Raw genomic sequence first — 22777 nt, 5'->3', positions numbered from 1 at the left:
ACATACTCATGCGCAGATCTCTACGCCCGGCGGCGGCAGTACTCGCCGCGGTCGTCGCCCTCGCTCTTGCCGGCTGCTCGAATTCGTCAGGTAGTGACACCGGAACCGAGGGCACCCAGGAAACCTCCGGGGCCACCGAGGGCTGGCCGCGCACCGTCGATCACGGCGGCCGTAGTACCGAGATCACTGCAAAGCCGACTCGGATCGTGTCCACCTCGCCGTCGTTGACCGGCACGCTGCTTGCGATCGGAGCGCCGGTGGTCGCGAGTGCGGCGACAACGCCGTCGGGAATGACCGATGACCAGGGGTTTTTCTCCCAGTGGTCGGGCGTGGCGGCTGATCGTGGCGTCGCGGTGCTCTACCGAAATCTCGAGCTGGACCTCGACGCGATCGAGACCTTCGAGCCCGATCTGATCATCGGCTCCGCTAACGGCGGCGACTCGACACTCGATGCCTACTCACAGCTGAGCGACATCGCACCCACTGTTCTTCTCGACTACGGCGCCAGCTCCTGGGAGGAGCTCGCTGATCAGCTCGGGACTGTCACCGGACTCGAGAGCGAGGCCGCCAAAACCGTCGACGAATACGACAGCTGGGTCACCACCCAAGCCGCGAAGATCAAACTTCCCGAGCAGCCGGTGACGGCACTGGTCTACATGGGTGCCGACGGTGTCTGGACGTTCCGAGCCGACAGCCCGCAGGGCAATCTGCTGGCCTCGCTCGGCTTCACCTATGCCGAGCCCGCCGAGCAGTTTGTCGCTCCGGACAAGCGGGGTGCCTCCGGCGTCGCGATCGTCAGCTCCGAAAACATGTCTGCCGCACTAGACGGGGCGCAGACGCTGTTTGCCGTCTCGATGGGGCCCAAGGACGTGGAGAAGCAACTCGCGGCCGACCCGCTCCTTGCGAATCAACCTGCGGTCAAGGGTGATCGGGTATACGCGATGGGAACGGCAGCCTTCCGTCTCGACTACTTCAGTGCAAAGCAGACGGTCGAGTCGCTGGTGTCTACGTTCGGTGGATGACCGCGTGGGCGTTTCTGCGCAGTCCCGGACCGAAGCGCCACTGCGGTCCGGGACGGCCGCGCGTGCGGGGTTGTTGGTCCTCGTCTCCATCGTTGTAATCGTGCTGGCATCCGTCGGCGGACTCGTCATCGGCTCACGCAACATCCCCGTCTCCACTGTCCTCGATGCAGTTCTTTCCTACGACGCCGGTAACAACGAGCACCTGATTGTGATCGAATCACGTTTGCCTCGAACAATTCTCGGGCTTGTGGTCGGGGCCGCGCTCGGACTGGCCGGCGCGCTGATGCAGTCGATCACCCGCAACCCTCTGGCCGATCCGGGACTACTCGGTGTGAACGCCGGAGCATCAGCAGCAGTCGTGATTGCGATTGCCTATCTGGGGGTGACTTCGGTCGGCGGCTATCTGTGGTTCGCGCTTGCCGGCGCGGCCGTTGCCTCGGTAGGTGTGTACATGTTGGGGTCGGCGCATCGCAGCGCCGCGACCCCAGCGCGCATGGCGCTTGCCGGTGCCGCTGTTGCGACGGCGATCACGGCTCTCACCAGCATGGTTCTCATCAGTAACGAGGCCGCATTCAATCAGTTCCGATTTTGGGCAGTGGGTTCGTTGCAAGGCCGCGGCGGAGACGTGATCGTCACTGTTCTGCCCTTCGTCATCGTCGGTATCATTCTGTCGTTGTTGCTGATTCGTCCACTCAACGCAATCGCGCTCGGCGAGGATGTCGCCAAAGGGCTCGGTGCCAGCACCGGACCCGCACGGGTCGGATCCGCTGTCGCAGTCATCCTGCTGGCAGGGGCCGCCACTGCGGCGGCTGGACCGCTCGGATTCGTGGGCCTGGCTGCACCGCACATCGTGCGCGGTGTCGTCGGGCCGGATCTGCGATTTCTTCTGCCGTGCGTGCTCGTTGTCGCCCCGGCATTTCTGCTCTTGGCCGACGTTCTCGGTCGCGTTGCCACAGCGCCGGGAGATCTGCAGACGGGGATCGCCGTGGCGGTGCTCGGTGGCCCCTTGTTTGTTGCGCTCGTGCGCTCGCGGCGGGTGGCGTCGCTGTGAATGCGATTGCAGCACAGCCGGTTCCACCGCTGTTCCGCGGTTGGGTGGTTCGAATCGGGTCGTACTCGTGGCGGATAGTTCCGCGAGTGCTGTTCGTAACCGTGACAATCAGTGCGGCATTGGCGGCGCTCTCGTTTGTCGCGCTGATGTATGGAACCCTGGATCTGTCCTTGGGCGAAGTATGGCGTGCCCTGCACGGCGAAGGCGCCCCAGCGGCGGTTCGGTCCGTCCAGAATCGCAGGCTGCCGCGGCTGATCACGGCGATCGGTGTGGGCGGAAGCCTCGGTGTGGCCGGCGCGGTTTTCCAGACGCTTTCGCGCAATGTTCTCGGATCGCCGGACATCATCGGTTTCACCACCGGCGCTGCGACTGCAGCCGTGGTTCAGATCGTCTTCTTCGGAGGCGGGGTACTGCAGACCGCGGGCGCCGCTGTTCTCGGCGGCATGCTGACGGCGCTTCTGGTGTACGCGCTGGCACGCAAAGACGGCGTCAGCGGCGGTCTTCGACTTGTCCTGGTCGGTATCGGCGTGGGCGCGATGCTGAGCGCCGTGATGTCGTTCCTGGTGGTGCGTGCGGATATCGACGACGCCACCGTTGTGCAGCAGTGGACGGCCGGCTCGCTGACCGGGCGCGGTTGGCCACACGCGGTCAGTGTTGCCATCGCCGTCGGTGTTCTCGTTCCTGCTCTCGTCGTGGTGTCCCGGCGCGTCACCATGATGGAGATGGGCGACGACGCAGCGTCCTCGCTCGGGATCTCCGTGGAGCGATACCGATTTGCCGGCATTCTGCTTGCGGTCGCGCTCACCGGCGCGGCGACCGCGGCCACCGGCCCCATCGCATTTGTGGCGCTCGCCGCTCCCCAGATCGCACGACGGTTGGCACGGCGCAGCGGTGTTCTTGTCGCGACTTCCTTCCTGCTAGGCGCAGTTCTGCTGGCGGGCGCCGACTTGATCGCGCAAGCGGTCGAGGTCGGTCTCCGCACTCCTGTCGGTCTTGTCACCAGTCTGCTCGGTGGTGCCTATCTGATCTGGCTGCTCGCTCGTCAGGCCTGAAAAAAACTCGCTACGAAAGAGATTCATGACTACTGCCACCCCAACATCGCGGCTGCGCGCCGAGAAGATCGAACTACGGTACGCCGATCGAACCATCGTGGACGAGTTGAGTCTCGAGATCCCCGATGGAGGGTTCACCGTCGTCGTCGGACCGAACGGGTGCGGCAAGTCGACATTGTTGCGTGCGCTCGGCAGAATGCTGACACCTCGATCGGGTCGTGTTGTGCTCGACGGTAACGATATTCGGTCCTATCGAACCAAAGAAGTCGCCCGGCGAATCGCCCTGTTGCCACAGTCCCCGCTCTCGCCTGGAGCGATCAGTGTCGCAGACCTCGTATCCCGCGGCCGATATCCGTATCAGAGCATGCTGCGCCAGTGGTCACCCGAAGACGAGCATGTTGTCTCCGAGGCCCTGAATGAAGTCGGAATGCGATATGCAGCAGACCAATTGGTGGACGAGCTGAGTGGGGGACAACGTCAGCGGGTATGGATCGCCATGACGCTTGCGCAGCGCACCCCGGTGTTGTTGCTCGACGAACCGACCACCTTTCTCGACATCGCACACCAGATCGAGGTTCTCGACCTCTGTTCCCAACTCCACCAGTCCGGTCGAACATTGGTCGCGGTCCTGCACGACCTGAACCTCGCGGCCAGATATGCCACGCACGTAGTTGCCATGCGGTCCGGAAAAATTGTCATGCAGGGCAGTGCCTCGGACGTCTTCACCCCTGAGTTACTGCGCGAAGTCTTCGACCTCGAGGCGCTGGTTCTCGAAGACCCGGAAACCGGACGGCCACTTGTTGTTCCGCGTGATCGAAGACCTGTCAGTCAACTACCCGTCCACAACTGAACCACCGATCAGGAGATATCAATGACTACCGCATCTCGACCTGAAGAAACTGAAACGTCTGCGTCGGCAAAGGCGCCACGCGGAGAAGACCACGACCGCGGTCTCAACGACGTGGTTGCCGTCGTCGAACGCGTCGAACGGCCGACCGAGAGCATCTTGCGCATCGCCGTCCAGTTGACTTCGTCGGCGGACGACCCGAATTGGTTGCGGCCCAACGTCGCATTTCGCATCCAGCTCGGTCCGCAGTACGGCGATGTCTCTCGCGTCTACACGGTGCGCACCTGCAACGCGCCGAGCAGTTCGATGACCTTCGACGTAGTGCTGCACGGTCACACCAGCCCGATGATGAGGTGGGCCGACGACCGTCGTGTGGGTGACACGTTCTCGCTCACCGGCCCTCGCCCGCATTTCCTCGTTCCCGAGATCGCTGGTCGCCGCGTCGCACTTTTCGCCGACGACACCGCGATACCTGCCCTCTATTCGATTCTGCTTCAGTGGCCCGAGGGACTGACCGGCGTCGGCTGGGTCGCCACCGGTGGCGCCGAGGCTTTCGCGGAACTACCCGTGATCCCCGGCCTCGAGCTGCACCATGTCGAAGACGGCCTCGCCGAGTACGCCGTCGAACTCGATAACCCAGGAGACTACGCGGTGTGGGGTGCCGGGGAACGGGACGAGATGCGAGCCATTCGAGCGCATTTCCGCAAGACAGTCGGCCTGGCGAAGGACGATGTAGTTGTCTTCGGGTACTGGAAGCGAGGGGTCAGCACTACCGAGATAGATCAGAACCGACTTCGGAACTACACGAGCATCCTCGAAAACGGCGGCACGCTCGCAGACATCGACGATCTGGCAATCGGTATCTGACGCTATCACCGGGAACTAGTGCCGGCGGGAGGTTCGGGAACGTCGTGCCTCATCGCCTGTGAGACGTACCCCGTGCCGATTCTGACGCCGCCCAGCCACTCGGTGAGGCGCGCCGCCTCGGCATCGAGAGAACGTCGCGCAGACGCTGACACGGTCTCGAGCAATCGGACGTGCACCACACCGGTTTCGTCTTGGATCCAGCACCCCACGACGCGACCGTCGACCCAAGCGGTGGCGCCGGCATTACCGCGGGTGTCGAAGAGTTGGTTGCGGTGCGGGCCGAGGTAGAAGTCACGGTTCTTCCACCCCATGACCGTCGGGTCGAGCACCGGTAGGAGTGCCACCCAAGGACCTGGATCAGGCACCGTGGCGACGTCATCGGGTAGCAACCAGCCGGTGTCGCCTCCGTCGAGTGAGACTGCAACGGCGTCGAGTTCGGCGAGGGCTGCCCGGACGACCGTCTTCGTCGAGCCCAGCCACCAGACGATGTCGTCTTCCGTGCCCGGTCCGAAGGTGTAGAGCCAACGGCGGACCATTTCTCGATAGCCGTCTGCAGATTCGAGATCGAAGGGGGCGTCGTCGAGCCAGTGTCGAGTGAGAGTCCACAGTGGGCGTGAGACGGGGAAGCGGGCGGTGTTGGTGCCGCGCATGATGTCTGCGGTCGCCCCGAGATGCGTGAGAACCCTGGGTGCCGACCAGATTTCACCTGCCGAACCCTCGACCTTGACGTCTATCATCGGCACGGCCTGACGAATCTCTACCGCTGAAAGCCCTTCAGGCCTATCGGTGAGCAACTTCAGCACTTCCGTCCGTGCGCGATCGAGCCAGTCGTTGCCGTCGACGGCGAGTCCGGCCTTGACGACATCCTTGGCCATTCGTGCCCGCTCGGTGTTCGCGACGCGGGCGGACGCACTCGACCACGCGGCCGGCAGCAAGTCGCGGGGAAAGGTGAAGAGTGTGCGGCGCATTGCCAATTGCTTCACGAGACTGCGTTGGTCGTACAGGGCGCGGTCGACGTCGGCGGCGTCCACGGACCGAACCCTCGCCCAGCAAGACAGATAGACCGTCGCTGACTCGGTGGCGTGCAGTACCGTCATCGCCCGCGTGGCAGCTTCCGGCGAATCGACGTGGAACATTGGCTCCAGCGCATGACGTACTCCTATGCGAGCACGGCGTTCGTCGTCGGAGACATGGCGCATCAGGCCATCGTGCCACAGTCCAGGTGCGTCGTATCAGCTAGTTGCACGAGGGTTCGGTTGCGCCAGTAGTCGTCGTGTCGGAGATGTGTGATTGCACCCGGGGTGGTCGCGAAGGTCGCAAATCCTGCGGCGTCGACGGGAATCTGTAGCCAGGCGGAGACGACGAATGTGTGTGCAAAGCCGTGGGTTACGACGATGTGATCGTGATCGAGATCGTCCATCAGTTCGCGCATGCATTCGTGAACCCTTGCTGCGATGTCGCGGCGGGTCTCGGCACCGGCAACGGGGCCACGGTGATCGAGGCGGTTGTTGTCAGGGGCCGGGACCTGCCGCTGGGCCAGCCACGAGTTCGGGCGTCCTTCGGCTTCTCCGAAGCTGATTTCGCGCAATCGAGTGTCTGTTGTCGCCGGAGCATCGAGTGTCCGGGCGATGATCGTGGATGTCTCGGTGCACCGTTCGAGGTCGGACGAGGTGATGCGGACCGCGCGCGAAGTTCCGGTGCGTCGTCGTTTCAGTGCTTCGGCGATCAAACCTGCATCGCGCCGACCAGCGGGGGTGAGAACCGAATTGTGCCAACCGCCGACTATGTCCTGCGCTGTGTGTTCGGCATGAGGATGAGTGACGACGTAAAGATCCTGCATGAGACCCCTCTTGCTTACCCGACTTTTTCCGGCAACAGTATTCCAGGATTGAGGATTCCACGGGGATCCCAGGAGGATTTGATCAACTGCATTGCGGCGATGTCGGTTTCAGTGCGCCCCAGCGATATCCACGGCGACTTTGCGCGGCCTATCCCGTGCTCGGCGCTGATGCTTCCATGGTGGGCGGCGACGAGTCGGAACACCATATCGGTCAGTTCGTGTGCGACCCTCGGCTCGGCATCCAGAAGGTTCACATGAATGTTTCCGTCGGCGAAGTGCCCGAACAGGATTGGCCGCACGAGGGGGAATCGTTGTGCCAGGCTTTCTCGGAGGTTGTCGATGAACATTCCCATCACGGACAAGGGGACGGAGATGTCGAGCTTGACTACCGGCGTCGTCGACGACGCGCTGATGCTTTCGGTATGGCTTTCCCGCAGAGTCCACAGTTTTCGAGCCGGCCCAGGCTCGACCGTCGCGTCCTCGATGAGGTCGGCAGAGTCGGAGAGTACTTCGAGGAGCGACTCTTCCGTTTCGCGCGGTGATGACACCTCGATGAGTGTGTACATCGGTGAAGGGGTGCCGAACGGGCGACGGGCATCGGTGTGTGCGCAGACGAGGGAGATGCCGTCGTCAGTCATGATTTCGGCGGCTTCGACGGTCAATCCGCTCTGACGCACGCGATTACACAAATGAAGCGCTTGATCGACGTCGCGCACACCCGCGAGCACGACCTGGGTGTCGGTCGCCGGGGTGACCAGCTTCATCAGGACCTTGGTGATGACTGCGAGCGTTCCCTCGCTGCCGGCAAGAAGTCCTGGAATATCGTATCCGACATTGTCTTTGACGAGTGGAGTCCATCTACTCAGTACCGAACCGTCCGCGAGCACGGCTTCGATACCGAGTATCTGTGCGCGTGTATTTCCGTATCGGACCATGCGCGTCCCACCGGCGTTGGTTGCGACGATGCCGCCGAGTGTTGCGGATTCCTTTGATGCCAAATCGATTCCGAAGCGGAGACCGTGTGCCGATGCGGCCAGGTCGGCGCGAGCAACGGTCACGCCGGCGCCGGCTGCGATTGTCCGACCGATGGGGTCGACGGCTTCGATCGTTTCCAGACGTCTGGTACTCAGCACCACGGACCCAGTCGAGGCGATTCCACCACCGACCAGTCCGGTGTTGCCGCCTTGCGGTGTGACGGGAACCCCCGCGTCGAAGCATGCTCGAAGAACCGCAGACACTTCCGAGGTGTTGCCGGGGCGGATGACCGCGATCGCGTCGCCGATCCAACGTCCCGTCCAGTCACGTGTGTAGCCCTCGATCAGTTCGGGATCGGTAAGGACATGCGTGTGGCCGACGATCTCTGCGAGGGCGTCGAGAAGCCTCGCGTCTGTTGCAGGTTCAGTGAGTGCTCGGGGATTCATGTGCAACCTTGTGATCGTTCGGGTGACAATTTTCGGGAGACAGACGGTGGATCAACGTGAACTCGATCCTCCGACCTCAGGTGATGCCGTGTCCAAGACCAAGTAGTGACACCACCATCTGTTTTTCTTATAATCGCCGTATGAACCTGCAGCGTGCCCGTTATCTGATCGCTCTGTCGGATCATGGGAGCTTCACTCGAGCCGCTGCGAACGTCCACGTCGCGCAATCGGCCCTCAGTCAGCAGATCAAGGTTCTCGAGCGCGAACTCGGAGTTCCGCTGGTGGATCGTCGGGGTCCGCAGTTCACCTTCACGGAAGCCGGCAAGGTGGCGGTACGAGAGGCGCGCTTTTTGATCGGGTGTGCGGACCGGGCTGTCGAACGAATTCGGTTGGCCGCGCGCGGTGTGGACGGAGAACTGCGCATCGCGTACACCCGTTCGTGGGCGGGCGGCGCAGTCGCGGATCTGGTCAGCACCTATCGAAGGCTCTACCCGGGCGTCGAAGTTGTCGTTCATCGTGGCACTTCGGCGCAGACTGTCGACCTCGTCCGAACCGGAGCCGTCGACATCGCGGTTGTTCGCCCGCCGCTCGATGAAGACGATCGAGAACTTCCCCTGATCGTCCTCGATACCGAACCTATCCTGGTCGCTGTTCCCGTGGATCATCCGTTCGGAGATCGAGCGACGCTCGAACTCGGAGATCTGGTGGACGTCCCCGTTGTGTTCTGGCCGGAGGCCAACGCCCCGGGGATGTATTTGCGTACGCTCGAACAACTTTGGCCAAACGGGGCGCCCAGCATCGTTCGATTCGAGGCCGACGACGAGCAGGTGCTGCATGCCGTCTCGGACGGGGTGGGTATTGCGCCGATCCCCCAGGGCAGAGCGCGGATGCTCCGCATCCCGGGTGTCCATCTATGTGAGATCGCCGGTGAGCAACCAACTCTCGACGTGGCAGTGACCTACCGGCCGGATAATCCGAATCCGGCGCTTGCGCCGTTTGTTGCGCTCGCTGAACGCGAAAGATCGTCAACCACTGCGTAGTACCTGTGATGCGCGGTGGGTCCTATCCGCCATCGAGGACCAGCATCATGGCCGTTGCGCGTGCTCGGTTCTCGATGGAATCGACGTGGAATCCGACGTGCTGGGACAGTTTCGCCAATCGGTGCGCGACGCTGCTGTGGTGAAGATGCATGGAATCTGCTGCGGCCCTCAAGGTTCCGGACTGCAGGTATGACCTCAAGGTTTCGAGTAGTTCTAACCCCTGTTTGGTATCGCCGATCTCTTCGGCACGAACCAGATCCGGTATTCGCGAGTGATCGATGTGTGGTCCCGGCGCCAAGAGGTTGAGGGCGCCGAGATCGTCGGCGTTCACGATCGGTGTTGTTGCCGACGCCTGTGCTCGAGCGAATCGTGCAGTGCTCAGTATTGTGCTCACTTCGGAAGCGGGAGCAGTCAAAGATATTCCGGCGCGAATGAATGACGACAGCGCGGCCTCGGACAGCTCGGGTGTCGCCGCGAACGAACCCGTCACGAGATTCAGATACTCGCCGTCAGCGTCTATCCCAGTGGCTTTGCCAGGTTTGTAATCTGGCGAAATGACAAGGTGTGCAGCACCTTCGGCCGTGCCTGAGACTGCCTTGGTTGCCATTACACGGACTGGGGTATGGGGTTCGATACCGAGACCGGCGCAGGAGGTGAGCACCGCGAGTTCGTCCATCGGGAACAACAGATTTCGAGTGTGCTCGGCTTCGGTAGGCAGGCGTCGCGGTTGCAGAATTATCGCTGCGGTCAGGGCCATCCGGTCGACGAGCATTTCGTCGAGTGGCAAGCTGGCCCCGGGTCGTTCGATCCATACCGTTCCGAGAACCTCGTCGTCTACGGCAATGTTTCTGGTCATGCTCGGTGGGAGCTGAGGATCGGGTGACCATCGGCCGCGCGGATCGCAACGGCGCAAATTCTTCTTGCTTCTGCCGCGCTCGACGATCTCGATACCCACGACGCAGTCCGCCAACTGCGCGCTCGCACGAAGCAAAGACGCGGTGTCGGAGCCGTGCCGCACGAGGGCGTCGAAGTAATCGATGACACGTACCAGGCCTGCCGAGTCTGCATCGAGCTCGGCAAGCCGGTACATCAGTCCTTGCATCTCGCAACGCTACGAGACCGGCGAGAGCGAACGCAACCCTCTCCTGAGCGCAGTGAGGGCTTCGGCGGCACCTCTTTCGCTGACCGCGGCGGTCGCGACCAGTGCCGACCCGTGAAAGGTTCCGGGGAAGGAGTGCAATTCGACGCTGACTCCCGCTTGCAGCAGCCGAAGGGCGTATTCGATTCCTTCGTCGCGGAGCGGGTCGAGTTCCATGGTGGACAGGTAGGTCGGCGGCAGGCCGGTGAGGTCGGTAGCCCGGGACGGCGCAGCGTAAATGGACACGTCAGGATCTTCGGGACCGGAATACGACTCGCCGAGATAGTACTTCCACGACAGGATGGCGTTAGGGCGGTGCCAAAAGGGGGTGTCGACGAAGTTCGTCATCGAGACCGTCGCCAGGCGGTCGTCGAGTTCAGGGATTTCGAGGAATTGGAAGGCCACGGGCACAACGCCCTCGTCACGGGCTTTGAGGACAGTGCCTGCGGCCAGTCCACCGCCTGCGCTCTGCCCTCCCACTGCGATGCGGCGTGGATCGACCCCCAGCTCCTCGGCATGGGCGTGGATGTAGAGGAGTGCGGCGTAGCAGTCGTCGACGGGGCCGGGGAAGGGGGTTTCGGGGGCGAGGCGGTACTCCACGTTCGCAACGGCGAATCCGAGTTCCCGCGCCACCTCGACGCAAAATGGATCGCTGGATTCTGCGGTGCCGATTGCGAATCCGCCGCCATGGATCCAGAGCAGAACGGGGACAGGGCCGGCAGTGTTGTCCGGGGTGAAGAAACGAATCGTGACCTCCGGATCGCCGTCCAGGCCGGGTGCCGACAGTTCACGAAGCGAGACTCCGTCGAATGACAGGTCGGCCAACATGGTGCCGACCAGAGCGTCGTAGGTGGCCCGTGCGTTGGGGAGGTCAGCGAAGTCCACCTTCGGGAGCATGGTGAGTGCCGCGGCGAGTTCGGGGTCGAGAGTCGGGAATGTTGTCATGCACCCATCATCGAGCCTGATTGTGGCCTACGTCACCAGCGGATTGTAGGAAATCGGAGAGTCTCCCTCCGACACCCGTCGGATCTCCCTAGGATGACGCCGGTGGACAGGGTACATCTCGGGGTGGGTTCGAGCGATTCGAAAAGTGGGGCACGGATTGGTGGACGACCTCCGCAGGTTTTCGCTGGTCAGGCGATTCTGCGGTCGCACGAGTACCTTCTGACGCTCGAGGCACACACGGCGCCGTGGCTCGGCGTGCGAGAGCTTTCGATCTTCATCCGTCGAGGTTTCTCCATCGGCGACGACGACCTCGAATACCCGGACATCGGGGTTAGGGCAGTCCTGCACTTGCCGTCGTCACGAAGTGCGGAATCGGCGGGCAGCCATGCGGGCCTTGGCAGCGCGGCGTTGATCAGGATTCCCTCGGACGACGAGGTGATGCCGTTGGTGTTGATAGCTCCGCAACCGGTGCTCATTCAGAACGAACCGTCCTACGCCGATGCCGTCGAGGCAGATGGACACAGCTTCCTGTTCCAGATCAACGAAGAGGGGTGGCCGGTGGTTGCTGAGTCCCACCCCGATTTCGTAGAGGAGTACCTATTCGGTTACGGGTCGGTGTATTTCTACGGGAGCTCTGACGCGACCGGGCTCGTTCGCGAAGTTGTGCCGGGATTTCTCGACTTCTGACCGGCCCGACGGCCCGTCCGCCGATACCGTGGGCAGCGTATCGCGACCGGCGGTTATGTCCTCGGAAAAATTGTTTCGGAAGTTTGTCGATCGGTGAGTGCGCCGTTCGACGTGTAAGCAGAGGGACCGAACAGAGCGGTCCACGAACGAAGGAGATTCTCATGAAGTACATGCTGATCATGCGTTCCACCGATGAGGCTATCGAAGCATCCAAGGACATGGACTTCGACGAGATCATCGCGGCGATGGGGCAGTACAACGAGTCCCTGATCAAGGCAGGTGTCTTGCTGGCCGGTGAGGGACTGGCGATGGAGGAGGGATTCATCGTCGATTTCGAGTCCGATCCTCCGCTGGTCTCCGACGGCCCGTACGGGGAGACGAAGGAGTTGTTCTCGGGATTCTGGATCATTCAGACGTCGACCAAAGACGAAGCCTTGGAATGGGCGAAACGCTGCCCGCTCGGGCCGGGAAGCAAGCTCGAGGTACGCCGCGTGAGCGAGATGTCGGACTTCGATCAGGACAACGAGTACATCCAGAAAGAGGCAGGCTGGCGTGAAGAGCTCGGTACCGATCGTCCGGTCGCAGGCTGACCATGACCGACGAGGCGGTGCGAGAAGAAACGAGAAAGGCTGTCGACGCGGTCTGGCGTATCGAATCCGCGAAGATTGTCGCCACGTTGACTCGCACCGTCGGAGATCTTGATCTCGCCGAGGATCTGGCCGCGCAGGCTCTGCTCGAAGCCGTCGAGCAGTGGCCCGCGACGGGGGTTCCGAGAAACCCCGCTGCCTGGCTGACATCTGTGGCGACACGACGAGCGATCGACGGGTGGCGACGACGTGAGAGGTTGGACGAGCGCTACGCCCACTTTGCGCGTGAACTCGAGAACGACGCTTCACATTTCGACGACGTCAGCTGGGATCCGGACCGCATCGACGACGATGTCCTTCGCCTGATGTTCATCGCCTGCCATCCCGTGTTGAATCGAAAAGCGCAGGTGGCGTTGACGCTTCGGGTGGTGGGCGGTTTGACCACGGAAGAGATTGCGAAAGCGTTCCTCACGCCGACGGCGACGGTGCAGCAGCGGATAGTCCGCGCGAAGAAGGCGCTGACCGCCTCGAAAGCGGTTTTCGAAGTTCCAGGGCGAGAAGAGTTTTCGAGCAGATTGAGCGCGGTCCTCGGAGTGCTGTACCTGGTGTTCAACGAAGGCTATGCAGCCAGTTCCGGGGACGAGTGGATGCGGGCGGAGCTCAGTGCTGAGGCTCTGCGGCTCGCGCGAATACTCGCCGAATTGGTCCCCAGGGAGTCCGAGGTACACGGCCTTGTCGCTTTGATGGAGCTGACAGCCTCGAGATTCGGCGCTCGGACAACCTCGACCGGTGAACCCATCCTGCTGGCTGACCAGGATCGGACGAGGTGGGATCGCCTACAGATCTCGCGTGGGCTTGCCGCGCTGGAACGAGCTGACGCCGTCGGGCGTGGACGAGGCCCGTACGGCCTGCAGGCGGCGATTGCCGAATGTCATGCGCGAGCAGCAACTTTCGAAGACACTGATTGGAAGAAGATAGTCATCCTCTACGAGGCTCTGGCGCAACTGGCGCCATCGCCCGTGGTCGACCTCAATCATGCGGCGGCGGTATCCATGGCATACGGTCCTGGCCCTGCGCTCGAATTCGTCGACAAGCTTGTCGCTTCAGGTGAACTGGCCGACTACCACCTGCTTCCCAGCGTTCGGGGGGAGTTGCTCAGTCAGCTCGGCCGATCCGAGGAGGCTAGAACCGAACTCCTCGAAGCGGCTCGTCTGGCCGAGAACGAGCGTGAGCGCGCTGTGCTGGTCGCGAAAGCCGATGCGCTGCTGCCGGATCGGTAGTGACGCGATTGTTAGTCGTGCGATTGATAGTCAGGGCTGAGTCGGATCATCATTGGGCACCATGGGCGGCATCCCGACTCCGTAGGGATCGAGCATGTCCGATACACGTCGACCCCACCGTTCATGCGCGGACTGACGGGTCATTCCCGCTGCGCGGCCGATGGTTGACCATGTTGCGCCGAATCTACGCAGGCTCATGACGCTTGCCGTCGAATCGATACCTGCGGCGAGCTGAATCCGGAAACAGGCCAACTGCCACGCCATCTGACGCTGCGCCGGGATGTCGGTGTCCTGTTCTGCCTCCCACTCAGGGCTGCCAGGTAAAGGATCTGTTCCGACAATCTTGTCTGCCTGAGTGCCGGCCTCGGTGATCGCGGCGTTGACCGTGGTGATCGCGGCGGTCTCGATCTTCGCGGTCAGGGCGCGTTCGATCAGGTCTTCCATGAGAAGTTCTCCTTTCGTCAGGACTAGCCTGACAGTCGCCGTTGAACTTTGTCAAGAATCCCCTGACGGAGTTCGAGTTTAATTAATGCACGATTTATTTGTGTACTATCTAAATAGTTTCCGGTTCTGTTGACCGTCGTCGAAGGGGTTGCTGGTGAAAATCGTGGTTTTGTCGTTCCTGGTGGCGTTGACTTTGATGACGGTCGGGATCATCGCCGCGCGCAACCACAGCACTCGACCTGCCGTGACCGGGGCAGTTACTGCGGCGTCAACGGTTCTCGCTGCCGCCTGGACACTTTTTGCCGTGGCCTTCGTATTGGCCTGATCGTGCTGCAGTGCCGATGCGCCGGTAGTGGTGGTGAAGGAACTTCGCAGCAGGTCAGATGCGTTTTGTGTGCGGCGCGATGCCGCATACTCTGGCAGACGTGGCAATTGCTGAAACAGACAGAAACTACGGCGGAAGGTCGGTCGCGGCTCGCAAGGCCGAACGCCGTTCCCTCTTTTTGAATGCTGCTCTCAGCGTGTTTGCAGACCAGGGGTATGCCGGAAGTTCGGTGGCGGATATCTGCGCGTCCGCGAGTCTGGCCAGAAGGCAGTTCTACGACGAGTTCGGTAGTCGCGAGGATCTACTCCTCGCGCTGTATGACCAGATCCAACTCGACGCCAGAATTGCAATGGTCGACGCACTCGATGCAGAGCCTTCGGTCAATCTCCGTGACAAGGCAGCGACGGCCATGGCCGCCTTCGTCGAGTCGGTCGGAAGTGACCCACGACGCGCACACGTTGCCTTCATCGACGTCGTAGGTGTCAGTCCCCGGGTGGAAAAGCATCGTGTGGACCAACGTTCGGTCTGGGCAACATTTTTCGAGTCGATCATCAAAGGGGTCGTGGGCGACGATTACGAACCGCCGGGTGGTTACCGGTGGGCGTCCACCGCCTTCATCGGCGCGCTTACCGCGCTGGTGCACCAGTGGAGCACTGCGGAGCCTCGTCCTCCCGTGTCGGTACTGGTCGATCTGATGACGGTGCTCTTGAATGCGTTGATCGACGACGCGCCCCTTCACGCCGACGAATAGGTCACGAACACCAGGGGATTGTAATCCGGCCCACAACGCTCTACTCTCGTTCTCAATGTGTTAGACACTCGCATCTAACTTGTGCGCTCGTGATGAGAACTGCGGCAACACAAGGCAATCTGTGCTTTTCCGGGGAGGAATTGGTATGGGACGACGCTGGACAACTGACCGACAATGCGGGGGCCTCGCAATTGCCGTGATTGCAGTAATCGGGCAGATCGGACTTTCGGCACCTGCCTCAGCGGCACCGGACGAAGGTGTTCCCGCCCAAATTCAGGTCCAGCCTGCCCTGCCGCCTGCGGTTGCACCGCCTTTGCCTGAACTGGACCAGGCCTTCTATGAACCGCCTGTCGAGGTCGTCGAATCCAAGCAACCGGGTGAGATCATCGCCGCTCGTGCGGTGAATCTCGGTACTCTCAACCTGATTCCGACCAACGTGGATGCGTGGCAGATCTCGTATCGATCCAATAATGCTGCGGGCGAGGCGATTCCTGCTGTCACCACAGTGATCAAGCCGCGTGGCGACACTCGCGATGGAGGCCCGCGCCCGCTGCTGTCCTTTCAGATGGCAGAGGATTCACTCGGAAACTACTGCGCACCTTCGTATGTCATGCAGCAAGGCGCGTTGCCGTGGCTGGTGACGGGCGCTGCGACCGGTGGGGCTCAATTCCTCGAAGTGCAGGCGGCACTGGCGCAGGGTTGGGCATTGTCGGTGCCCGATCATCAGGGACCCAATTCTTCCTTCGCCTCCGGCCCCGTCGCGGCCCGGATCACGCTCGACGGTATTCGTGCTGCTGAGAACTTCGAACCCATGGAGCTGCAAGGGCGGTCAACTCGCGTAGGGCTGCTCGGCTACTCGGGTGGATCGATTCCTACCGGTCACGCAGCTGAAATACGGCAGGCGTACGCGCCGGAACTGAATATCGTCGGAGTCGCCGAAGGTGGTGTTGCCGCGGATCTCGGCGCTTTGCTCGACAATGCCAACAACGCTCTAGGGGCCGGGATCGTCGCTGCCGGTGTAATCGGAGTGAGCCGAGAAGATCCTGAACTTGCAGGCTTCATCGATCAGCACATAAACCCTGCCGGCCGAGCGCTTTTCGCTGCCAAGGACAACCTGTGCATGCTCTGGACGTCAGCTGCAGTGCCCTTCCTCAACATCAAGGGCTTCCTCGATGTCCAGGGAGATCCCGTCCAACACCCCACGGTGAGAGCTGCGCTCTCTCGAGCTGCCATGGGTAAGTCGGTTCCTGACGTGCCGATGTACATCTATCAGTCGAATCCCGACTGGTTGGTGCCTGTTGGCCCGGTGAACAAACTTGTCGATACCTATTGCCAAGATCCTTCTGCGAGTGTCGTTTACACCAGAGACCACTTCAGTGAGCACGTCAGCATGGAAGTCGTCGCATTGCCGAGTGCTCTACTGTGGCTTCGTGATCGGTTCGCTGGTGTGCCTGCTCAGCAGGGATGCAGCACCTTCGACGCTGGATCCATGGCGCTTGATCAGAGGACCTGGCCAGTCTGGGTGGATGCGGTCGGTGAACTCGTCGCAGGACTGTTCGGCAAGCCGATCGGGACCTGACGGGTGACGTGATTCTGCGGTGGTGAGGAATTCTCACAAGGGCAGCGTGTTGCACTGACTGGACGTTATTTCATTGATCGGGCCTTGAAGATGGTGTCTTGTCACCAATGGGTTCCTTTACCGACGAAAGGTTGCGCGATGACAAAGCTGTTGTTTGCGGTCACTTCTGCAGATCACTGGACGCTGAAGGACGGAACACCCCACCCGACCGGGTACTGGGCGGAAGAACTGGTCGAGGCGCATCGCGTTTTCGTCGACGCCGGCTACGAGATCGTGATCGCGACGCCTGGCGGTAAAGCTCCCGTTGTGGACGAGGGAAGCCTGGCGCCCGAGGTGAACGGCGGGCAAGAAGGCGCCGACCGTATGCGCAAGTACATCGCCGATCTGCAGCCGGTGCTCGATTCGCCGGAGATTTTGGAGAACGCCGATGCTGCCGATTACGACGTGGTCTTTGTACCGGGTGGACATGGACCGATGGAGGATCTTGCGGTGTCGGCATCCTTCGGTGAGCTTCTCGTGAACTTCTTGGACGCGGACAAGGTGGTCTCGGCGGTCTGTCACGCGCCGGCGGCACTCCTGCCGGCCCAGAGACCCGATGGAAGCTGGCTGTTCGACGGCTATCAGCTGACCGCGTTCACCAACGAAGAGGAGACGCAGGCTGGTCTGGCGGACAAGGCTCCGTGGCTGCTCGAAACTCGCCTACGCGAATTGGGCGGCAAATTCTCGAAGGCCGAGGCGTGGTCGCCTTATGTCGTGGTGGACCGCAAGCTCTACACCGGTCAGAATCCGGCGTCGTCACGGCCTCTCGCCGAGCGGATTGTCGCCGACTTGGGCTGAGCATGTTTTTTGGCGCCGCATCGAGGTCTCCTCGATGCGGCGCTGGTCCGTGTTCTGTTGTCGCCAAAGAGGTTTGACCTCTCAGGTTTTGAAGGTGGTGTTCGCCGGCCTGGGTTGCTGTCCGGGGTCGATCGAGGGTGGCGGGATGAACCAGGGTTTGTTGTCGACTCCTATCCGAATTTCCCATTTGCCGACGAACCCGGATTTTCGGTGCATCAACCGGTGGTGTGAACGGCACAGCAGGACCAGATTGTTCATCACCGTCGGGCCGCCGTTGGCCCAGTGCCGGATATGGTGCGCATCGGTCCACGCCGGTACACATGTGCAACCCGGGAACGCACAGCCTCTGTCTCGGGCAATCAACGCAGTCCGTTGTTCGGCGGTGACCAACCTCTTCCCTGGTTTCGCATCGAGCGGCGCCCCGTGACCGTCGAGCAGAACGGTCGACAGGAAACAGTCGCAGCCGAGAAGCCTGCTCTGCGACACCGACAGTGGTCCGAGCCACGGCATGTGCCCGACATCAAGATCAGACGGAGACTCTTCACCATCGGAGGGCGCGGCGGCGCAATCCCGATGCTCAGCGAGATCACGCGCGTTGATGTGCACGTTCACGTGCGGGCGCTGGCCACCATCGGTTCCGGTCTTGGCACAGTCCAGATAGCGGCGGATCAGTTCGCTGAACCCGTCCGCCGTGCGTTTCGCCGCCGACCTAGAATCCGGGGTTCCATCCGGTGCCGGGGTCGGCATCGTCAGATTCGACAACGCCGACAACAGCATTTCGCCGGTGAGGGCGTCGAAATCCCCGCGCACCACCACTCGACCATTCAATGTCGACGCGATCCGCAGCTCATTCCGGTCGACGTCTTCGGCGGGTGGAATCTCATCGGACTCGAACAACCGCTCCAAGGTCGCGATCACGTTCCGCACCTTCGTGGTCGTCGCTTCCACCCCCGACGCAGCAGCGAGCAACAAATCGATGCACTTCGGTAGCGCCTCCTCCGGCATGCCTTTAGGTGGTGATTCACAGAACGCCACGATCAACACGGCGTGCTCGAAGGAGCAATCCCCGCCATCGAACCGAGCCGCCACCGCAGGAAACGGCCGCAAAGCTGCACCCAACGCGGCGATCTTCTTCCCGTCCCGAACCTGCAGCATCGTGTTCGCCGCCAACCAGGACCCCACACCGCGGCTGGCAATCACCTGATCATCCGGGCGCAACGACAACTCGTCCACCACCGCCACACGAACCGCCTCGAGGCGCAGAATCTCCGCACTCGCCGACACCGCAGCAGCGCGCAACTCAGCAGCAGACAACTGCCACAACCGTCCACGTAACCCCACCGCAGAACCAGACACCACATCCGACAACAAGACACTCATTGAATCCCCCGATCCCCTCCCCAAAGGGTACTCGAACACGCGTTCGAGTCAAGAGGGAATTAGGCGAGGGCGCGAAGGAGTGGAGTGGGGTCCGCGACGACGAACAGATGGCCGCCTCCGTTGATCTCTTCGAAGCGAGAGTCGGGAATCAACGAGTGTGCCCAGCGGGCTACTTCGATGGGTACGTTTCCGTCGTCGGTTCCGTGTAGGAAAACCGTTGGTACCGAGATCGATTGGAAGAGTCCAGGCACCTCGAGGCGATACCGAGCCAAGTCGACAACCCCTGCGGATCCACCCTGTGCGATCCCTTCGGATGAATCCAACTGGAGGGCGGGGCGATGTACCTCGTCGGTCATGACTGCCTGATCGGCGGCCGGCCAGATCGAGACTGAGTCGCTGCGTAGCTTGGAGAACACTCCGGTTCCTGCGAGCATTGCGCCGGCCACACGGGGAGCCCAGGTGGCGGCAAAGTACAACGCAGATACCAGTTTTATTCTGCGTCGCAAAGTATCTCGCGGTGCCCCGGGGATCATGGCGCACGCCAGCACCAGTTTCGAGACTCGTTCGGGAACGGCTGCAGCGACTGCGAGCGCGTAACCGCCGCCTCCGGAGAAACCCATCAGTGTGGCCGAGCCCAACTCGAGGTGATCGACCAGGGTGACGAAGTCGTCGTCCCAGGAATGAAATCCCTTGTCCGTGTACGGATCCGTGCGTCCGAAGCCGGGTCGATCGGGGACTATCAGCCGTATGCCTGCCGTCGAAGACGCGTTGTGGAGTGAGAGCCCTTCGTATCGGCTGCCAGGTGATCCGTGGGCCACGACTACCGGGTTGCCAGTCGGATCGCCGTACTCGCAGAATGCGATACGACGCCCCGACGCGTCGCGAATTTCGGTTGTGGTCACGCTGCTCGTCATGATGTGGTTCCTTGCTGCGCGATCGACGCCACACCGTCCAGGATGAGGGCGACTCCGAACTCGAACCTTCGGGTGGGATCGTGATGAAGTGCGAACACCGATGCCTCGCGTCGATCGGCAGGTGCGCTGTCGAAAGCGCCGCGTCCCAATTGAATTGCGACGTGTCCGGTGACGAAATCATGCAGCGCGCCGTATGCGTACGTGGCCTGCTCGTCCTCGAGGCCGGCCAAGGAAAGGGCGCTCACGACTCGGTGGGCGGTATCGTCGGCCCCGGGTGCTTCCAGTGATGCCTGCCGATGGGCTTCCAGGACCAGGGGATGGCGCATCAGGAGGTCGTGGAGGCCGTAGGCGAACGTGCGGGCAACCCCGCGCCAGTCGGTCGGCCAGTCGATCGACGAGACGGCTTCGCCTACGAGAGTCGAGATCAGATCTCGCCTCAAGGCGTCGATGCCGCCGGTTGTGCGGTGGACGGACATCGGCGATATGCCGAGTCGTTCGGCGAGCACTCGAAATGACACCGCATCCAGGCCGTCCGTATCGGCGATCTCTGCCGCGGCATCAAGAATCTGTCTGTGACTCAATGCTTTTGGTCGACCAGCCCTTGCAGAGCTGGTGGATTCGGATACCATGCTGACAACAATAGCGATACGCGTATCGAAATTACAAGTGTCCATCGACCTCCAAGGAGCGCTGCCCGATGACCGATCTCCATCAACTGTCTGCCGTCGAACTTGCCGGTGTGATCGCCGCCAAGCAGGTCTCGATTCCCGAAGTCACCAGGTACTTCGTCGACCGTGCGACCACTGCCGATGACGTCGGCGCCTTCACGACGATCGCCGGGGAGCACGCTGTCGCCCTCGCCGAACAAGCGCAGCGCAGGTTGAACGAGCGGGACGCCGGGCCCCTTCCGCGTCTGTTCGGCGTTCCGACGGCAATCAAAGACCTCGACGCAACGCGCGGCATTCGCACGACCTTCGGCTCGGCGCTCTTTCGCGACTTCGTGCCGGACGCTGACGACGAGATCGTCGAGGCGATCCGAGAAGGTGGGTTGATCGACATCGGTAAGACGACGGTGCCCGAGTTCGGGGCAGCCTGTTACACCGAGCCGGAAGTCGCTCCGCCTGCTCGCAGCCCGTTCGATCGCACGCGGAGTGCCGCCGGCAGCAGTGGCGGCGCTGCTGCCGCCGTCGGCGCTGGTCTGGTGCCGTTTGCACAGGGAAGTGACACCGCCGGTTCGTTGCGTTCGCCGGCAAGTACGTGCGGAGTCGTTGGCCTCAAGCCGAGCCGCGGTTTGATCACGATGGGCGTGGCGGGGCATGACAACTTCGGATTTGCGAGCAAGGGGCCGATCGCCCGGACAGTTCGCGATACCGCTGCGCTGCTGGACGTTCTGGCGACGCGACCCGGCGCCGGAACTATCCACCCGCCTCGGCCGAAGTCGTTCGAAGAGTTCGTCGTACAGGCTGGGGGAGTTCGGGCTCGCCCCTTGACCGTCGCTCTTGCTCACGGATCGGTCTCCGGCGGAGCCGTGGATGCGCAGCTCTCGGCTGCTGTATCGAAGGTTGGGTCTGTGCTGGAGGGTTTGGGCCACAACGTGTTCGAGCGACTGCAGGCTCGCGATGACATTTTCATCGATGCTTTCGTCAAGATGTTCTCGTCTTTGGCGGGAACCAAGCCGATCCCGGAGGAGTACGAACACCTTCTGCGTCCGATAGTGCAACACTTGCGAGTTCAAGCAAACGAGGTGCCTTCGGGTGAGCTGGCCGCGGCAATCGGAATTGTTCAGGCCTGGGCGCGACGATGGAGTCTCGACTACGCCGACGCCGACCTTGTTGTCACTCCGACTGTGACGAAGCCGCCGCTTGCGATCGGGGAGTTGCGCAACGACGAAGACCCCGCGACCGAACTGATCGACATGGTCGCTTTCACCGGAAACACCGTCGTCGCCAATGCAACCGGTTTCCCGTCGATCAGTCTGCCACTCGGTTGGACGGAAGACGGCGTTCCACTCGGCATCATGATCTCGGCGAAATGGGGTTGCGACGCGGAATTACTTTCTGCCGCTGCAATGCTCGAGGCCGAGATGCCGTGGAAGGATCGGTACCGATTCGACCGCGCAACCGTGCTCTAGTTCGGGAGCGGTACCCGGTCGCTCGCCGATGCGAACCCCAACCACGTGTGGCGGTTACCCCACCAGCACCACCCGACTTTCGGGGCGTTGCGGTTGTCTTTGCCGTCGCGACCGGTTCCGTTGCTGATCCACACGGCGGGAGTTCTGGTGTCGAAGGATCCGTCAGGTTTGCGCAGTCGGGAGCCGATGGTCATGAAACACTTTCCGCGTTCGAGAATGTCGGGGCGCTGCAACAGCCAGTGGATGCCTTCGGTAAGCGTCAGCGGCGTACGGTCTGCGTCGACGATTGCGGGCAATGCTTCGTCCGGGCTCCAGTTGGCCAGGTGATCCCCGCGGTCGACTCCACTGAGCAGATGTAATGGGCTTTCGGGCAGCGTTGCCTGCTCGGTGGGGGCGAACAGATCGACGTCCGCCATGTCGACAACTATGAATCCGCGCTTGTTCTCGAGCTCGAGCAGCGGAGTCAGAACTGAAGCCGGAGCCAGTTTTTCGTGCACGGTGAGTAGTCCGACATCACCGTGCCCGGTTGCGGCCTCCCTGACATCGCCGGCAGAAAGTCCGGCCATCTCGTGAACACCGAGTTCGATCAATCGCTCGGCCTGCTGATCGATGGGCGGGAGGTCGAAATGCATACCTGCG

At 62.0% G+C, this 22777-nt stretch carries 24 protein-coding genes; 14 read left to right on the top strand and 10 right to left on the bottom strand.

Features of this window, described 5'->3' with window-relative positions; translation table 11 throughout:
• Positions 1-8 precede the first annotated feature (8 nt).
• The 5 genes from fepB to P0M12_RS10725 are packed head-to-tail and all read left to right on the top strand — an operon-like array spanning position 9 to position 4839.
• Positions 9-1022 (top strand): Fe2+-enterobactin ABC transporter substrate-binding protein, encoded by a 1014-nt coding sequence (fepB, locus tag P0M12_RS10745; RefSeq protein WP_030537421.1) that lies wholly within the window; start codon positions 9-11, stop codon positions 1020-1022.
• Between the two features lie 4 nt (positions 1023-1026).
• On the top strand, positions 1027-2073 hold the full coding sequence (locus tag P0M12_RS10740) for an iron chelate uptake ABC transporter family permease subunit (RefSeq protein ID WP_257216729.1): 1047 nt from the start codon (positions 1027-1029) through the stop codon (positions 2071-2073).
• Positions 2070-3125 carry an iron chelate uptake ABC transporter family permease subunit gene (locus tag P0M12_RS10735; protein ID WP_082900930.1) on the top strand — a complete coding sequence of 352 codons (1056 nt, stop codon included), beginning with the start codon at positions 2070-2072 and terminating at the stop codon, positions 3123-3125. The genes P0M12_RS10740 and P0M12_RS10735 overlap by 4 nt, the downstream gene beginning before the upstream one ends.
• A 25-nt stretch (positions 3126-3150) precedes the next feature.
• Complete coding sequence (locus P0M12_RS10730; RefSeq protein ID WP_003943123.1) at positions 3151-3975, top strand: ABC transporter ATP-binding protein; 825 nt, start codon at positions 3151-3153, stop codon at positions 3973-3975.
• A 21-nt stretch (positions 3976-3996) separates the two neighbouring features.
• Entirely contained in the window at positions 3997-4839 is an 843-nt protein-coding gene (locus tag P0M12_RS10725) for an SIP domain-containing protein (RefSeq protein ID WP_277377692.1), read from the top strand.
• Between the two features lie 5 nt (positions 4840-4844).
• On the opposite strand, the gene P0M12_RS10720 is transcribed toward P0M12_RS10725, so the two are convergent.
• Genes P0M12_RS10720 through P0M12_RS10710 form a run of 3 tightly spaced genes read right to left on the bottom strand, consistent with a single transcriptional unit; the run spans position 4845 to position 8100 of the window.
• A complete protein-coding gene (locus tag P0M12_RS10720) occupies positions 4845-6038 on the bottom strand; it encodes a winged helix DNA-binding domain-containing protein (protein WP_042448190.1) in 1194 nt (397 codons plus the stop codon).
• A complete protein-coding gene (locus tag P0M12_RS10715) occupies positions 6038-6679 on the bottom strand; it encodes a histidine phosphatase family protein (RefSeq protein ID WP_277377691.1) in 642 nt (213 codons plus the stop codon). Before P0M12_RS10715 ends, P0M12_RS10720 begins: the two co-directional genes overlap by 1 nt.
• A 14-nt stretch (positions 6680-6693) precedes the next feature.
• On the bottom strand, positions 6694-8100 hold the full coding sequence (locus P0M12_RS10710; RefSeq protein ID WP_277377690.1) for an FAD-binding oxidoreductase: 1407 nt from the start codon (positions 8098-8100) through the stop codon (positions 6694-6696).
• Positions 8101-8240: 140 nt separating this feature from the next.
• Between P0M12_RS10710 and P0M12_RS10705 the strand changes: the two genes are divergently transcribed.
• Positions 8241-9140 (top strand): LysR family transcriptional regulator, encoded by a 900-nt coding sequence (locus tag P0M12_RS10705; protein ID WP_003943243.1) that lies wholly within the window; start codon positions 8241-8243, stop codon positions 9138-9140.
• Positions 9141-9162: 22 nt separating this feature from the next.
• Here P0M12_RS10705 and P0M12_RS10700 read toward each other — a convergent pair whose 3' ends face one another.
• Positions 9163-10242, bottom strand: a complete 1080-nt coding sequence (locus P0M12_RS10700; RefSeq protein WP_232329945.1) for a helix-turn-helix domain-containing protein — start codon at positions 10240-10242, stop codon at positions 9163-9165.
• 9 nt (positions 10243-10251) lie between these two features.
• Positions 10252-11223 carry an alpha/beta hydrolase gene (locus P0M12_RS10695; RefSeq protein WP_277377689.1) on the bottom strand — a complete coding sequence of 324 codons (972 nt, stop codon included), beginning with the start codon at positions 11221-11223 and terminating at the stop codon, positions 10252-10254.
• Positions 11224-11316: 93 nt separating this feature from the next.
• On the opposite strand from P0M12_RS10695, the gene P0M12_RS10690 reads away from it, so the two are divergent.
• From P0M12_RS10690 to P0M12_RS10680, 3 genes are all read left to right on the top strand, one after another.
• A complete protein-coding gene (locus tag P0M12_RS10690) occupies positions 11317-11910 on the top strand; it encodes a hypothetical protein (RefSeq protein ID WP_054188299.1) in 594 nt (197 codons plus the stop codon).
• Between the two features lie 161 nt (positions 11911-12071).
• Entirely contained in the window at positions 12072-12500 is a 429-nt protein-coding gene (locus P0M12_RS10685) for a YciI family protein (protein ID WP_007735729.1), read from the top strand.
• 2 nt (positions 12501-12502) lie between these two features.
• Positions 12503-13777: an RNA polymerase sigma factor gene (locus P0M12_RS10680; protein WP_277377688.1), complete on the top strand. Its 1275-nt coding sequence runs from the start codon at positions 12503-12505 to the stop codon at positions 13775-13777.
• Between the two features lie 30 nt (positions 13778-13807).
• On the opposite strand, the gene P0M12_RS10675 is transcribed toward P0M12_RS10680, so the two are convergent.
• The gene (locus P0M12_RS10675) at positions 13808-14221 is read right to left on the bottom strand and encodes a hypothetical protein (RefSeq protein WP_003942828.1); all 414 of its coding nucleotides are present in this window, start codon (positions 14219-14221) and stop codon (positions 13808-13810) included.
• A 154-nt stretch (positions 14222-14375) separates the two neighbouring features.
• Here P0M12_RS10675 and P0M12_RS10670 point away from each other — a divergent pair, with 154 nt between their 5' ends.
• From P0M12_RS10670 to P0M12_RS10655, 4 genes are all read left to right on the top strand, one after another.
• Entirely contained in the window at positions 14376-14546 is a 171-nt protein-coding gene (locus P0M12_RS10670) for a hypothetical protein (protein WP_277377687.1), read from the top strand.
• A 58-nt stretch (positions 14547-14604) separates the two neighbouring features.
• Positions 14605-15297 (top strand): TetR/AcrR family transcriptional regulator, encoded by a 693-nt coding sequence (locus tag P0M12_RS10665; protein ID WP_208690089.1) that lies wholly within the window; start codon positions 14605-14607, stop codon positions 15295-15297.
• A 145-nt stretch (positions 15298-15442) separates the two neighbouring features.
• Positions 15443-16876: a lipase family protein gene (locus P0M12_RS10660; protein ID WP_277377686.1), complete on the top strand. Its 1434-nt coding sequence runs from the start codon at positions 15443-15445 to the stop codon at positions 16874-16876.
• A 138-nt stretch (positions 16877-17014) separates the two neighbouring features.
• Complete coding sequence (locus P0M12_RS10655) at positions 17015-17713, top strand: type 1 glutamine amidotransferase domain-containing protein (RefSeq protein WP_030537402.1); 699 nt, start codon at positions 17015-17017, stop codon at positions 17711-17713.
• A gap of 81 nt (positions 17714-17794) precedes the next feature.
• Here the strand turns inward: P0M12_RS10655 and P0M12_RS10650 are convergent, their stop codons facing one another.
• Genes P0M12_RS10650 through P0M12_RS10640 form a run of 3 tightly spaced genes read right to left on the bottom strand, consistent with a single transcriptional unit; the run spans position 17795 to position 20588 of the window.
• Entirely contained in the window at positions 17795-19093 is a 1299-nt protein-coding gene (locus P0M12_RS10650) for an HNH endonuclease signature motif containing protein (protein WP_277377685.1), read from the bottom strand.
• A 59-nt stretch (positions 19094-19152) separates the two neighbouring features.
• The gene (locus P0M12_RS10645) at positions 19153-20007 is read right to left on the bottom strand and encodes an alpha/beta hydrolase (RefSeq protein ID WP_209910432.1); all 855 of its coding nucleotides are present in this window, start codon (positions 20005-20007) and stop codon (positions 19153-19155) included.
• Positions 20004-20588, bottom strand: coding sequence for a TetR/AcrR family transcriptional regulator C-terminal domain-containing protein (locus P0M12_RS10640; RefSeq protein ID WP_230359246.1), 585 nt, complete (start codon positions 20586-20588; stop codon positions 20004-20006). Before P0M12_RS10640 ends, P0M12_RS10645 begins: the two co-directional genes overlap by 4 nt.
• Before the next feature lie 116 nt (positions 20589-20704).
• On the opposite strand from P0M12_RS10640, the gene P0M12_RS10635 reads away from it, so the two are divergent.
• Positions 20705-22138, top strand: coding sequence for an amidase (locus P0M12_RS10635; protein ID WP_277377684.1), 1434 nt, complete (start codon positions 20705-20707; stop codon positions 22136-22138).
• Here P0M12_RS10635 and P0M12_RS10630 read toward each other — a convergent pair.
• Positions 22135-22770 carry a DUF5701 family protein gene (locus P0M12_RS10630; RefSeq protein ID WP_007730217.1) on the bottom strand — a complete coding sequence of 212 codons (636 nt, stop codon included), beginning with the start codon at positions 22768-22770 and terminating at the stop codon, positions 22135-22137. The genes P0M12_RS10635 and P0M12_RS10630 overlap by 4 nt on opposite strands.
• Positions 22771-22777 lie beyond the last annotated feature (7 nt).

It is taken from the genome of Rhodococcus sp. RCBS9 (assembly GCF_029457415.1).
Lineage (GTDB): Bacteria > Actinomycetota > Actinomycetes > Mycobacteriales > Mycobacteriaceae > Rhodococcus_F > Rhodococcus_F qingshengii.
Note: the sequence above shows the minus strand (reverse complement) of the source record. Positions and strands in the feature narration are given on the sequence as shown.